Raw genomic sequence first — 14,032 nt, forward strand, 5'->3', positions numbered from 1 at the left:
TTTCTGTTCATCAGTGTTCAATTAATGAACGCATTTTCTCACAGCATTATCTGTTTGAGAAGTTTTGCATTTGAGAATAGCTGCTAGATATAATCATTAGCATTAATTTAGAGACATAGCTTACAGATTATGTAGTGTTCAATTTGAACTAATCATGCGGTGTGTTGCGAGAGTCCGCTAGAGGCTTAAGCACGGCGTGATAGTATTAGACAATTGATATTGATTAATTTGAATGTATCACTATGTACTGTAACTATTTCATAGCAATTGCAATTTGTAGTAAAGATTACGCTTGATATTTTCATGAAATATATATTAATTACTGGTGCCACAGGATTTGTTGGGAAAGCCCTATCTGTTGCAGTGCAGCAGAAATTTGCTATGGTTCGCAAAGTTTCACGTTGTTCCACAATAGATAGTCTGGAGCAGTATGTGCAAATTGACGACATAGACCAACATACTGATTGGGCTAATGCTTTGCACAATGTAGACATTGCCATTCACCTTGCTGCCAGGGTGCATATTATGAGCCATGAGAAAGGTGGAGATTTAGCTACTTATCGAAGAACTAATGTTGATGGAACATTGAAGCTTGCTCGTCAAGCAGCACAGGCTGGGGTGAAGCGATTTATTTTCCTCAGTTCTATTAAGGTGAGCGGTGAACAAACTTTAGGTTCCAGACTTTTTAGTGCTGATGATCTGCCAAGTCCGGAAGATCCATACGGTATTTCCAAATATGAGGCGGAAGAGGGTTTGTTAGCCTTAGCTAGGGAGACTGGGATGGAACTGGTAATTATTCGCTCTCCACTGGTTTATGGGCCCGGGGTTAAAGGTAATTTTGCCAGTATGATGAAGTGGGTACAGACGGGTTGGCCATTACCTTTGGGGGCGGTTAAGAACAGGCGTTCATTGGTGTCTCTGGATAATTTGATCAGTCTGATCATGACTTGCATTGATCATCCGGCAGCGGCAAATCAGATTTTTCTTGCGAGTGATGGTGAGGATTTATCTACTTCTGATTTATTGCGACGCTTGGCGGATGCTGCTAGGGTTCCATCCCGACTGATTCCAGTGCCCGTTGGCGTGTTGAACACTGGTTTAAGTTTGATTGGGAAAAAGGCAATTGCCCAGCGCTTGTTGGGGTCGTTACAGGTAGATATTGCCAAGACTCAAAAGCTACTGGGGTGGACTCCGCCTATTACGGTAGATGAGGGTTTGCGGCGCTGTTTTGTGACAAAAGGTTCATTGTGATTCGATTGTTTGATGTGATGCTTGCTGCGCTAGGGTTGATTCTTGGTGCGCCGGTATTGTTGTTGATTTATATCTTGGGGTTGATGGATACAGGGGAGCCTTTATTTCGTCAGGTACGTGTGGGACGTTACCAACAGCCTTTTACATTGGTGAAGTTCCGTACTATGCGATTAGATACTGCCTCTGTTGCCAGTCATTTAGCGTCGTCTTCTTCTATTACTAAGTTGGGACGTTTTCTGCGCAAGACTAAGCTGGATGAATTACCTCAGCTCTGGAATGTGTTGAAAGGCGAGATGAGTCTGGTGGGGCCTCGCCCGAATTTGTTTAACCAAGAAGAGTTAATTTCGGAGAGAGCCGCGCGTGGTGTATATGATGTTCGCCCAGGTATTACAGGGGTTGCACAGGTGAATGATATTGATATGTCTACCCCACAACTGTTGGCTGAAACAGATGCGTTGATGGTGCGCGATCTCCGGCTACCACTCTATTTTAAGCTGTTATTGCAAACACTCCTGGGCAGGGGGCGTGGTGATCGTGTTGTACGTTGACTCTTGGGGCAATAGTTAATTGTTGTGAAGAATGGGTTATTGGGAAACGGTTTTTAGTAGAATGCATTTATTTCATTTTGGGTTTTGTGCGTGCTGAATATTCATCCCATCTTCAAGTGGTCGAATTATATTAGTGTGAGAAACCCACGGTCTTTAAGCGCTTGGTTGCACGATATCGTGGTAGCCATGCTGGCATGGTGGGTAGCCTTTCTTTTCCGATTTAATTTTGACATCCCTGATAATTTCTCGCAGAGCATGCTGGAAAGTGCTGTTTGGGTAATTCCCCTGCAAGCCCTAGTGTTTTTGTTTGCTGGTCTTTATCGTGGGGTTTGGCGCTTTGCCAGCTTGCCTGATTTACAACGCTTGATACGAGCGATTGCTATCAGTTCGGCGTTGGTGGTTGCGATTTTGTTCATGTTCAAGCCGCACGGCGTTGTCCCAAGGTCTGTGCTGATTATGGATCCTATGCTGCTGTTATTGCTTATGGGGGGTAGTCGTTTTGCCTATCGTGCATGGAAAGAGCATCGCCTGTATGGATCTGCGCAGTTTTCTGGCAAGCCAGTCTTAGTGTTGGGGGCAGGAGAGGCAGCGGTTGCCTTGCTGAAGGATCTTTCCAAAAGCCGGGAGTGGAATGTAGTGGGCTTGCTGGATGACAAGAAGGCGATGCGCGGTCGTGAGTTGCTGGGTATCAATGTCCTGGGGAGCATTGAGCAGCTCCCGAAATTGGCCCATGCCTTATCTGTGGAGCATGTGATCGTCGCAATGCCTTCTGCTCGCCACCAACGCCGCCGTGAGGTTGTGGAGTTGGCTAATCAGCATGGGTTAAATGTCCTGACCGTGCCTTCGTTTGATGATTTGATGAGTGGACGCGTCAGTATGGCGCAGCTTAGGCCTGTCGAGGTAGAGGACTTATTAGGCCGGGAGCCTGTCACATTAGATGGCGAGGGCTTGCAGCACTTGATTGAAGGTCAAGTCGTGCTGATCAGCGGAGCAGGTGGCTCCATTGGTTCAGAGTTGTGTCGCCAGGTGTTGAAATATCATCCGCAGTGCCTAGTTTGCCTAGATCAGTCTGAATATGCCTTGTATCGTTTGGAGCAGGAATTTTCAGGCCTTGCAACTCATACCCGTATTGAGTATTTGGTGGGTGATGTCAGGAATGCGCGGCGTGTTCAGCAGGTGTTGGGTCGTTACAAGCCCGATGTAGTTTTTCACGCTGCGGCTTACAAGCACGTGCCCATGATGGAAAACTGCAATGTGGCTGAGTCATTGTCAAATAATGTCAATGGTACTTACACCATTGCGCAGGCGTGCAAAAATACAGGCGTTGCCAAATTTGTACTGATTTCGACTGACAAGGCGGTGAACCCGACCAATGTCATGGGGGCAAGCAAGCGCTTGGCGGAGATGGTGTGTCAGGGGTTGCAGGAGGATGCTGGTACTCGCTTTGTGGTTGTGCGTTTTGGCAATGTTTTAGGTAGCAGTGGTAGTGTTATCCCTAAGTTTCGTGAACAAATTGCTGCAGGTGGACCGATCACGGTGACTCACCCAGAGATTACCCGCTATTTTATGTCGATTCCAGAGGCCTGCCAGTTAGTGATGCAGGCAGGTTTGATGGGGGATGGCGGCGAGATTTTTGTGCTGGATATGGGAGACCCTGTCAGAATTGTGGACTTGGCGCGTGATATGATTCGACTATCCGGTTTTAATGAAGATGACATTGAGATCGTATATTCTGGGTTGCGTCCCGGTGAGAAGCTCTATGAGGAACTTTTGGCCGATGACGAGCTCACTTTACCAACGCCACACGATAAATTGCGTATTGCCGTGGCGCGTAACGTAGATGAGGCTTGGGTGCATGCATTGCTGAAGTGGATCGATAGAGCATCGTTAATAGATGAAACCGTGATCAAGCAAGAGCTGGGTATGTGGGTGGAAGAGTATGCGGGGGACATCCATGCTAACCCAGCGTTAGTATTGCCACCTGAGGTTGAATCTCCAACCATACATTAACAAGAAAGATATGAAGAGATGACCAAAAAGATTACCAAGGCAGTATTCCCTGTGGCTGGTTTGGGTACCCGCTTCTTGCCAGCAACTAAGGCAAGCCCGAAAGAAATGTTGCCTATTGTGGATAAACCTTTGATCCAATATGCAGCAGAAGAGGCTGTGGCGGCGGGCGCAACTGAGTTGATTTTTATCATTGGTCGTAACAAGCGCTCTATCCCAGATCATTTTGACAAGTCGTTTGAGCTTGAGGCAACACTGGAAGCTGGCAAGAAGACTAAGATGCTAGAAGACATTCGCAATATTCTGCCCAAGAATGTTTCTTGCATCTATATTCGTCAGGCCGAAGCCCTAGGCTTGGGTCATGCCGTGTTGCTAGCTAAATCCGTGGTGGGAAACGAGCCATTCTCCGTGATCCTGGCAGATGACTTGATTGATGCTGACAAGCCTGCGATGCAGCAGATGACCGAGCTTTTTGCACGGCAGGGTGCCTCAATCCTAGGGGTTGAGGATGTGGATCCTAGCGAGACTGCGAGCTATGGCATTGTTGATGCAGCAGAAGTTGATGGCCCAAATGTACTGGAGCTGAATGGTATTGTTGAAAAGCCTCAACCAGAGGAAGCGCCATCCAACCTTGCCGTGGTGGGGCGTTACATTCTCACTCCAGAAATTTTTGCATGCCTGGAAAATGTCAAACCAGGCAAAGGCGGTGAGATTCAACTTACCGATGGTATTGCCGCCCTGATGGAACAGCAAAAAGTATTGGCTTATCGTTTTGATGGCAAGCGTTATGATTGTGGCAGCAAGCTAGGTTACGTTAAGGCCAATGTTGAATACTCCTTGAAGCACGAAGAGTTTGGCACAGAGTTTGCCGAGTATTTACGTGACTTGACGAAGTAAGCTCGTTGACCGCATTGCATTCCAACCCAGCTATTATCTTTCAACAAGCAAGCTTGGTTCACGATGAAGCAACTGTGAACCAAGCTGTCACTAGGCTTGCACAAGGCATCACAGAGATGTTGCATGATGAAAAGCCTTTAGTACTGTGTGTAATGGGAGGCGGAGTAGTATTTACCGGCCAATTATTACCGCAATTGCTATTTCCCCTTGAGTTTGGCTATGTGCAGGCTAGCCGCTATCACAATCGCACACATGGTGATGAACGGCTGGTGTGGAGAGTTAAGCCTGGTGAGGAGGTAAGAGATCGGACGATCCTGGTGCTGGATGATATCTTGGATGAGGGTGTGACGCTGGCCGAAATCAAGGCACAGTGCCTAGCACTTGGGGCTAAGCGTGTTGTAGTGGCTGTATTGGTTGAGAAGTTGTTGGGTCCGGATAAACTGAAACCAATCAAGGCTGACTTTGTTGGTTTGCAGGTGCCTAATCAATATGTCTTTGGTTGTGGCATGGATGCTTACGGTTGGTGGCGTAATCTGCCGGCCATTTATGCTATTGCAGACTGATATGCGCCTAATGCTATCTGTATTGCAAACGCTGCCCAGACAATAGCGATTCTACAATTTCTGCCAGTTTGATGGGGCTGAATGGTTTGACCAGATACTCGTCACATCCTGAGCGATATCCATCCAGCATGTCTTGTTCTTGCGCACGAGCGGTTAGGAAAATAATTTTTGTGTTTTTGAAGTCATCTTCGTTTTTGAGTTTGTCACATATCTGGTAGCCATTCATGAGCCCAGGCATCATGATGTCCATTAATATCAGGTCTGGTTTGAATTGTTGTGCCAATGCCAAGCCACTATCTCCATTGTTAGCTTCGTAGATTGTATATTGCTCATCGCCGAGGCTAAGATGAATAAGTTTACGCACATCCTCTTGATCTTCAATAATGAGTATCTTGTGCAATTCTTGCTCCCCGGATTCTTGATTTATTTTGCATGGCACTATTATGATTAATGATTTTTATCATTTTTATCATATTGGTTTAATATGTCAACGTGTTCTGTGGCGGGGTCAATCTATCTGATTGATTTTTATTTGTAAGTAAGGATAATGTGAATATATTACATTCCAATAATGTCGTCATGGTTAATCAAGATACAGGGAAGGAAGAGTTCATATCCACAAGAGATGCCTCTAAAGTATTAGAGGTTTCCTTGCGAACAGTACAGTTATGGGTTGAGTCCGGTGTCCTGAAAGCATGGAAAACAGCGGGAGGTCATCGCCGGATCGCGCGTTCTTCGATTGACCATATTCTCAGCCAGCGTCGACAAGCCATTATCCCAGCAACTGGGCAGACCTCGGAGAAGAGGGTATTTCACATTCTCTTAGTGGAGGATGATAGCGCCTTACGGAATTTATTCTCTTATTTTTTCTCTAGCTGGAAATACCCTGTCCGTATCAATGTGGCTACAGATGGGTTTGAGGGTTTGATTAGCTTGGGACGCGAGGTGCCAGATTTATTGATCACGGATTTGAATATGCCGGGAATGAGTGGTTTTGAGATGCTCCGTCACCTGAAGAGTTCAAATCAATTCAGTAAGTTAAACATTATCGCCTTGACCGCTTTGAATGATGATTATATTCAGGACAAAGGCGGGCTACCGGAGGGCGTGTTATTGTTTCGTAAACCTGTGGCATTGAGCCAGCTTGAGCCACTGATTGAGGCGATGATTGCGAATGTCACAGGGCAAAGTCAGTTTAAAGCGCATGCGTCAATTTAGGCCCGCGCTACAGCTTCCTAGTCCCACGCCAGATTTCCTGGCTTTTTTCCCCTTTCATGTCATTGTTGATGAGCATTTAATTATTCAGGAAACAGGCCATGGTCTGCAGTCGCTGGATTTTGCTCAATGCCATGGACGTAACATTGCAGATCTATTCGATATACTGGCGCCGATAGAATTTTTCTGTCTACAGGTATTATTATCTGAACGAGAGCAGACCTGCCTCTTGCGCCACAAAGCGACGGGTGTTTTGCTCGGGGGGAAGGTGACGAAGCATCATCAACGCTACGTTGCATTCTTGTTGATTCCTTGGGTTGCAGATACCGCTGATATCAAACATATTCCTCTCCAGCCCAAGTCCATTAAGCGTGCTCAGCGACAGTTGTTTTATTCCTCTCTGTTGAATACACGCAAGTTGAATGTGCAGAAGAAGCAATTGTTCCAAGCGCATGCTTTGCTATCCATGCGTGAATCTGAGTCAAGGACGCTGACACATATTGTCTCGATGACGGATAACTCAGTCATCATCGCTAACGCACTGGGATATATCGAGTGGGTGAATGAGGCTTTTGTGCGCCGTTCAGGGTATCTGCCTGAAGAGGTGATGGGTCGTTATCTAGGCGACTTGATGGATGGTGACGAAGATACCGCGGAGCAAATTAAGCGGCAGCTTCAGCTCAAGCAAAGCTATCATGCCGAGTTGCTGAGGACGGCAAAAGATGGCACAAGCTATTGGGTTGATCTGGATATTGAGCCTTTGTTTGATGCGAATGGGCAAGTTTTTAATTACATTGCTGTTGCGCGAGATATTACAGAAAGAAAAACAGCACAAGAAACTTCTAGTCGCCTGCATGGCATCATGCAAAGCACCTTTGAGTTGAGCCCGGATGGTTTTGTCACCTTTAATAAAAAAGGCGTATTGAGTTCGTTCAACCCTGCTTTCCTGAATATGACCGGTTTGCAACCTGAGCAACTGTATGCCATTCCCCAGGATGAATTTGTCAGGCTATTAAAGTCGCTTTGTCAGGACGATGAGACTAGCGCTGCACAGCGTTTGCCCGATGCAGTTGTATTGCGCATGACAAAACCTAAATTAACAGTCATCAAGCATTCTGTGCGCGAGGCGCAAGATTCCGATGATCGTTTTGTTGGCACTATCCATTATTTCCGTGATATTACCCAAGAGTCAGAGCTGCATCGCATGAAAGGAGAGTTCCTGTCGATGGCAGCCCATGAGTTGCGTACCCCCATGTCCAGCATCCATGGATTTACTGAGTTACTCCTCAAACGGGAGTTTAATGCTGATCAGCAAAAGGATATGTTGGCAACCGTGCATCGACAGTCCGTGCGGTTGACCAAGTTAATCAATGATCTGTTGGATTTGGCCAAGATTGAGGCTAGAAAAGGCATGAGTTTCGATATCAGGCCTTATCGTCTGACAGATATCGTTGATACAGCACTCAAGGAGTTTCTTGTCAGCGGCGAAGGTAGGGCGATTAGCTTTAATTTTAATAATCACGCGTTGAAGGTGTCGGCCGATTTCGACAAGCTGATACAAGCGTTGGTCAATGTGCTATCCAATGCACATAAATATTCTGATCCAGGTACGGAAATCCGCTTGCATATTCATGAGCAACAACAATATCAACATACCTATGTGGGTATTGCTGTTGAGGATCATGGCATCGGGATGAGCAAAGAGCATATGGATCATTTATTTGAACGCTTTTACCGTGCTGACACTTCCGGCAGTATTCCTGGAACAGGTCTAGGCCTTTGCTTGGTCAAGGAAATCATGGAGATTCATGGTGGCTGGGTAGACGTTTCGTCTGTGTATGGCGAGGGTAGTGTCGTGACGCTCTGGTTAAAGAAACTGAAAGACTAGTTGCTAAGAAGACACACTTTGCAAAGTTTCAATTTCTTGCAGTAATTTACTTCTCAAATTTAGTAGCGAAGCCATTTCTCGAGTGATTCGGGAAATGGCTTTTTTCATTTCTAGATGTCCTATCTCTTAAAATAATTGACACTTTTGATAAAAGTGATAAAAATGATAATTATGTGGCCCGTCAATAAGTTTTAAGAGCCACTTGATTGACAGCAAGCAGCCAATAAATAGCGCATGTTTTTAGGGCTACTTGAGGTTATGTACGGAACGGAACCAAGTAGCAATTGGCTCCATTAACGCTTGAAGGGGAACGAAATGTCCACCAAATCAAAAGTGCCGCTGAATAACGCCATCAGTCTGGCTGTCATTTGTTCTTCCATCGCATTGATTGGTTGTGATGGAGGGGGTAAAAGCAATGTTAGGCCGACAACATCCAGCAATCCACCGGTTGTGACGACAACCAGCAATACACTGAATGACACCATTGATACGGTCAATAATCTCACCAACAATGTAGTAGAGCCTGTCACCACTGCTTTGCAACCTGTGACGGATCCATTGGGTGGAGCGTTAGAACCAGTGCTCAATCCGGTTGTATCTGCGTTGCAGCCCGTGCTGAATCCCGTGGTGAATACCGTTAGTCCATTGACAGCGTCACTCGCGCCAGTGACGGATAGCTTGTTGCCTATTACCGGCGCCTTGGGCGATGTGGTGGCACCGGTCTCAACAGCACTGGGGCCAACCTCCGAAGCTTTGTCCGGTGCAGTGGCACCATTGGCAACAGCACTTGGGCCTGTGGCGGACGGGTTGAACACCGCATTATTACCTGTGACATCTGCAACCGGAAATGCAATTACACCTGTATTAAGCGGGGTGGGAACCGTGCTGGAGCCAATTGCCGGCCCACTGGCTCCTGTGATCAATACTGCAGGCGGTGTGTTACAGCCTATGCTTGAACCAGTGGCTGGCATACTTGCACCAGTGGCGCAAACACTGGCTCCGGTGACAGACACACTTGCACCTGTGGTGAATACCGTGGCTGGTGTGGCTAATCCTTTGCTTAACACTGTGACTGGAGTGACAACACCGTTAGCTTCAACCCTGAGTCCTACTCTAGAAACCGTAGGCAACACCGTCGGTTCACTGGCGAGTGTCACTGGCACAGTTGGTAGTACTGCGGATGGTGTGGTTACTCCATTGACTACAACCGTCGGCGGTGTGGTTGGTCAACTGGGTTCGACGTTGGCTGGCGCTATACCAGGTGCTGAAGGTGGATTGAGTCCAGTGACTGATTTACTAGGAGGTGGTCAAGGTCTGCCAGGTCTTGATAGTGGGTTAGGCAAGGGCTTGATCGTTCAGGTCGCTGATACCAGCAAGTATGCGGTGGATAGTGTGGCAGGTCTTGCCAAGGGATTAGTCGGTGCTGTTGCCGGCAATGGTGCCTTGGCACCTGTCACCCAGGTATTGGCGGGTACTAATGGTGTGCTTGACCCACTGATTGGAACCAATGGTGTCCTGCCTTTGACCACTGCAGGAGGTGATCAGACATTGCTAGATCCATTGGTCGGCAAGAATGGCGTATTGGCACTGACCAGTGGTCAGGCCAGCAATGGTCAGCCTGCTTTGCTTGACCCTCTGATTGGTGAAGGTGGTGTACTGCCACTGACCAGCTCAGAAGGTAATAAGACTACATTGGACCCATTGATTGGCCAGGCAGGAGTTTTACCTCTAACCAGCAATGTGGCCGCGAATGGTAATGGCGGTGTCCTTGCCCCGGTATTGAATCTTTCCTCAGGTAACCTGGGGGGCTTGGGTAATGCACTCGCACCTGTCACCAATGTACTGGCTGGCGGCAACATCAATGGCTTGAATGGATTGTTGGCACCTGTGACCGGCTTATTGGGAGGTGGAGCATTGCCGAATAGCAATTTGTTAGCGCCTGTCACTGGTTTACTGGGAGCTGGCACATTGCCTAGCGGCGGGTTATTGGCTCCCGTTACTAATGTGTTGGCGCTGGGTTCTACCGAAGGTGGCGCTCCTGCGACAAATTTACTGGCACCAGTCACTACGCTGCTGTCAGGCAATAGTGGTGGTGGTCTGCTTGCTCCAGTGACCAATATTCTGGGTGGCCTTACCCAGAGTGTGGGGGGGACTTCTGCAAGCGCATCTGCGTCTAATAGCGGGAACGTAACGGTAAATGGTTTGCCTGCGCTGTTAGGTGCTCTGTTCGGGAACTAATACCCGAAAGCCATAAAATCCCGGCAGTAGTTTCTACTGTCGGGATTTTTATTGGAATTGCATATGGATTGACTGCATAGGGGAGAAGATGCAGAAAACGAAGAAAAGCCCAGGCAGGGCAGTGATTGCTGTGCTGATTGGCAGCATATTGATTAACCCGCCTTACTTATTAGCAGTAGAAAATCCAGTGGATACTTTGCCCAAGGCTGAGGCCCCCAAGACTAGGCCACAAGCTGAGGTACAAGTGGAGAAGCAAACTCAGATTTCTCCTGAAGTACAAAAAATATTGGAGACGGAAGTACAGCCAGCCAGTTTTGGTATTTATGGAGTTAAAGCTGTACCGTTTGAAGAAGTGAGTGCTTTTTTTGCGCCTTATGCCAATAAGAAAATCACGATTGCTAAGATTATTGAATTATCCAACCAGGTCACAGCTTTTTATCAGCAGCGCGGCCTCCCTTTATCCTTTTGTTATATTCCTGCTCAAAATTTTAATGAGCCAGTGATCACGGTGGTCGTGATAGAGGGGCATATCGGCTCAGTCAAGATTGAAGGAAACCCGGGAGCGACTGAAGGCAAGATACGCGAGATTATCCAGCCGTTATTGACTGAAAAACCGCTGACCCGGCCAACAATGGAGCGTTATACGACCATGCTGGGTTTGTTGCCAGGACTGAAAATCCAGGCTTCCTTGCCACTGCCACAACAGATGGATGGAGCATCAGAATTGACGCTCAAGGTAGATCGCAAGCCGATTGAAGCTTTGGGACGTTTGGAAACTGTGCAACCATTCACGCGAGGTATTTTTACTGTCAAGGCGAGTGGCAACACTAGCTTGGCGGAAGAAATCACGGCATCTACCCTGATCTCTGCCGAGAATGAACAGTATTATGCACTGAGCTATGCACAACCTATCGGTAAAGAAGGATTGATCGTCAGGGTAGATGCCTCCGATTATGATGGCAAGCCCACGGCGGAGCTGGCATCGGGCCTGGGGCGCAAGGTGAATTCGCAGCGCTTAAGTATAGGGCTGAGTTATCCTTTGATGTTGCGGCAAGATAAAAGCCTGCTGCTTTCAGCATCTTTGACAGCCAACAACTTTGAAGATGAAATCCGCAGCAAGCAGAGCGGTGCTGCAATTACGACTACTTCCGATATACGTACAGTTTCCGTAGGGGCAAGCTACAGTGATACGACCGCGCGCCGAGGCCGTCGATTGCAATTGTCCATGAGCCGTGGTTTGGATGCCATGGGGGCTTCCAAGGAAATCTCTACCAATTTCCCATCGCAACCGATTACCAGCAACATTGACTTGAACTTCTCAAAGTATTTAGTCAATTTTGTGCAGCGCAATTATTTGGATGGTGCGTGGGGAACATCAGTGTCCGGCACGGTTCAATATTCACCCGATGATTTACCGATTACCGAGAAAATACAGTTCGGTGGTTACCAGCACGGGCGTGCTTATCGTCCTGGTCGTCTGGTGGGTGATTCGGGGTGGGGAATTACCCTGGAGTTGAATCGCACCATACCATACAACTACACATTGCCCTTTTACCAGATGGTGGGCTTGCAACCTTATGTATTGCTTGAATCGGCGCGTATTTACGAGCATACCCAAACTCAAGAGTTAGAAAAAATGAGTTCCGTCTCGCTAGGTGTACGCTTGATTAGTGATCAACCTGATCGCACCAACCTGGATTTTTCGATTTCCAAGGCGATCACGTCAGGGGGACGCAGTAACGCGCTGAAGGACCTGGCGTTTGGTTTCAATTTTGGCATACCGTTCTAGCCGAGTGGTAACGGCCAGGAATAAAAAAAGAGCACCGGAAGGTGCTCTTTTTTATCTTCGTACTAATAGATGCTTAGATCACACCCTGCGCCAGCATGGCATCTGCCACTTTGACGAAGCCAGCGATGTTAGCGCCATCTACGTAGTTGACGCTACCATCTTCCCGTGTACCAAACTTGACGCAGGCATCGTGAATGCCCTTCATGATGTCGAACAGGCGGGCATCAACTTCTTCGCGTGTCCAGGAGAGGCGCATGGCATTTTGCGTCATCTCAAGGCCTGAGGTAGCCACACCGCCGGCATTGGTTGCCTTGCCTGGAGCGTAAAGAGTACGGTTTTCATCAAACAGTTTCATCGCTTCGGCGGTACATGGCATATTTGCGCCTTCCGCGACACAGAGAACGCCATTGGCGATCAGGGTGGCTGCATCATCCTTGTTCAGTTCATTCTGGGTAGCACAGGGCAGGGCAACTTCCGCTTTTACGCTCCATGGGGAAGCGCCTTCTACAAAACGTGCACCAACACGTTCTGCATAATCTTTGATGCGACCATATTCCACATTCTTGATCTGCATGAGGACTTGCAGTTTTTCCGTGGTGAAGCCGGCTTCGTCAATCACTGTGCCGCTGGAGTCAGAAGCAGTAATGACTTTTGCACCCAATGCCAAGGCTTTTTCGATGGCATATTGCGCGACATTGCCAGAGCCAGAGACGGCTACGCGTAGCCCTGCAATGGTACGACCACTATGACGCAGCATCTCTTCAGCAAAGTAAACAGTGCCGTAACCTGTGGCTTCTGGGCGAATCAATGAGCCGCCATAGCTCAGGCCTTTACCCGTAAAGACACAGTCTGCACGATTGGTGAGTTTCTTGATCATGCCTGCCATGAAGCCGATTTCACGCGCACCTACGCCAATATCACCAGCCGGTACATCTGTATCGGAACCGACATGACGGAACAACTCGCTCACGAAGGCTTGGCAGAATCGCATGATTTCGCCATTGCTCTTGCCTTTGGGATCAAAGTCCGAGCCGCCTTTACCACCGCCCATAGGCAATGTGGTTAGTGCATTCTTGAAGGTTTGCTCGAAAGCCAGGAACTTGAGAATGGAGAGGTTAACTGAGGGATGGAAGCGCAAACCGCCTTTGTATGGGCCAATCGCACCATTATGCTGGATGCGGTATCCACGGTTTACCTGGACTTCACCTTTATCATCCACCCAGGAAACGCGGAACAAAATAGCGCGTTCTGGTTCGACCAAGCGGTCGAGAACGCCATGCTCAGCATAACGTGGATTTTGGCTGATAAATGGCCACAAGCTTTCCACCACTTCAGTGACTGCTTGTAGGTATTCGGGTTGGCCGGGGTTTTTCTTTGCGACGACGGCTAAGAAATCATGTGCCGATTGATACTTCATTCCCTCTGTTCTCCATGGTCATGATCAAAAATAGTGCATTTTCTCTTATTGATTATAAAAATGCACCAAAATAATTCATTTTCAGATGGTTGTGGTGCCCTAAATGAGTGCATCTTTGACGTGGGAAAGAAAAGCTACCTTGATCATGTGGTCGAAAACGGATTTTTGCTTGAATAGGCGCCGTGATAAGCTATGTCCCACGATTAGACTGAATGCTAA

General features: G+C 47.7%; 11 protein-coding genes and 1 pseudogene. 10 read left to right on the forward strand and 2 right to left on the reverse strand.

Going from position 1 to position 14,032, the window contains the following annotated elements; all coding sequences use genetic code 11:
• Window positions 1–303: 303 nt before the first annotated feature.
• From LG202_RS03635 to LG202_RS03655, 5 genes are all read left to right on the forward strand, one after another.
• Window positions 304–1,251, forward strand: a complete 948-nt coding sequence (locus LG202_RS03635) for a UDP-glucose 4-epimerase family protein (RefSeq protein WP_230347053.1) — start codon at window positions 304–306, stop codon at window positions 1,249–1,251.
• Complete coding sequence (locus LG202_RS03640; protein ID WP_230347054.1) at window positions 1,248–1,799, forward strand: sugar transferase; 552 nt, start codon at window positions 1,248–1,250, stop codon at window positions 1,797–1,799. Before LG202_RS03635 ends, LG202_RS03640 begins: the two co-directional genes overlap by 4 nt.
• 186 nt (window positions 1,800–1,985) lie before the next feature.
• A complete protein-coding gene (locus LG202_RS03645) occupies window positions 1,986–3,809 on the forward strand; it encodes a polysaccharide biosynthesis protein (RefSeq protein WP_230348035.1) in 1,824 nt (607 codons plus the stop codon).
• An 18-nt stretch (window positions 3,810–3,827) separates the two neighbouring features.
• The gene (gene galU, locus LG202_RS03650; RefSeq protein ID WP_230347055.1) at window positions 3,828–4,703 is read left to right on the forward strand and encodes a UTP--glucose-1-phosphate uridylyltransferase GalU; all 876 of its coding nucleotides are present in this window, start codon (window positions 3,828–3,830) and stop codon (window positions 4,701–4,703) included.
• Window positions 4,704–4,708: 5 nt separating this feature from the next.
• Window positions 4,709–5,266: a hypoxanthine-guanine phosphoribosyltransferase gene (locus LG202_RS03655; protein WP_230347056.1), complete on the forward strand. Its 558-nt coding sequence runs from the start codon at window positions 4,709–4,711 to the stop codon at window positions 5,264–5,266.
• A gap of 13 nt (window positions 5,267–5,279) precedes the next feature.
• On the opposite strand, the gene LG202_RS03660 is transcribed toward LG202_RS03655, so the two are convergent.
• Entirely contained in the window at window positions 5,280–5,666 is a 387-nt protein-coding gene (locus LG202_RS03660) for a response regulator (RefSeq protein WP_230347057.1), read from the reverse strand.
• A 179-nt stretch (window positions 5,667–5,845) separates the two neighbouring features.
• Here LG202_RS03660 and LG202_RS03665 point away from each other — a divergent pair, with 179 nt between their 5' ends.
• The 5 genes and pseudogenes from LG202_RS03665 (at window position 5,846) to LG202_RS03685 (ending at window position 12,396) form a co-directional block, all read left to right on the forward strand.
• Complete coding sequence (locus LG202_RS03665; protein ID WP_230347058.1) at window positions 5,846–6,484, forward strand: response regulator; 639 nt, start codon at window positions 5,846–5,848, stop codon at window positions 6,482–6,484.
• Window positions 6,471–6,710, forward strand: a pseudogene (locus tag LG202_RS03670) (hypothetical protein); the annotation flags it as partial. The gene LG202_RS03665 and the pseudogene LG202_RS03670, both read left to right, overlap by 14 nt.
• Before the next feature lie 39 nt (window positions 6,711–6,749).
• Complete coding sequence (locus tag LG202_RS03675) at window positions 6,750–8,369, forward strand: PAS domain-containing sensor histidine kinase (protein ID WP_230347059.1); 1,620 nt, start codon at window positions 6,750–6,752, stop codon at window positions 8,367–8,369.
• Between the two features lie 315 nt (window positions 8,370–8,684).
• Window positions 8,685–10,607: a beta strand repeat-containing protein gene (locus LG202_RS03680; RefSeq protein ID WP_230347060.1), complete on the forward strand. Its 1,923-nt coding sequence runs from the start codon at window positions 8,685–8,687 to the stop codon at window positions 10,605–10,607.
• Window positions 10,608–10,695: 88 nt separating this feature from the next.
• Entirely contained in the window at window positions 10,696–12,396 is a 1,701-nt protein-coding gene (locus LG202_RS03685) for a ShlB/FhaC/HecB family hemolysin secretion/activation protein (protein WP_230347061.1), read from the forward strand.
• 73 nt (window positions 12,397–12,469) lie between these two features.
• Here LG202_RS03685 and gdhA read toward each other — a convergent pair whose 3' ends face one another.
• Complete coding sequence (gene gdhA, locus LG202_RS03690) at window positions 12,470–13,813, reverse strand: NADP-specific glutamate dehydrogenase (protein WP_230347062.1); 1,344 nt, start codon at window positions 13,811–13,813, stop codon at window positions 12,470–12,472.
• Window positions 13,814–14,032: the final 219 nt, after the last annotated feature.

This window comes from Methylobacillus methanolivorans, from assembly GCF_054588515.1.

Bases quoted from the DNA above. Each gene is read 5' to 3' on its own strand.
- LG202_RS03635 (WP_230347053.1), top strand. From the start codon at position 304: ATGAAATATATATTAATTACTGGTGCCACAGGATTTGTTGGGAAAGCC.
- LG202_RS03645 (WP_230348035.1), top strand. From the start codon at position 1,986: ATGCTGGCATGGTGGGTAGCCTTTCTTTTCCGATTTAATTTTGACATC.
- galU (WP_230347055.1), top strand. From the start codon at position 3,828: ATGACCAAAAAGATTACCAAGGCAGTATTCCCTGTGGCTGGTTTGGGT.
- LG202_RS03665 (WP_230347058.1), top strand. From the start codon at position 5,846: ATGGTTAATCAAGATACAGGGAAGGAAGAGTTCATATCCACAAGAGAT.
- LG202_RS03680 (WP_230347060.1), top strand. From the start codon at position 8,685: ATGTCCACCAAATCAAAAGTGCCGCTGAATAACGCCATCAGTCTGGCT.
- LG202_RS03685 (WP_230347061.1), top strand. From the start codon at position 10,696: ATGCAGAAAACGAAGAAAAGCCCAGGCAGGGCAGTGATTGCTGTGCTG.
- gdhA (WP_230347062.1), bottom strand. From the start codon at position 13,813: ATGAAGTATCAATCGGCACATGATTTCTTAGCCGTCGTCGCAAAGAAA.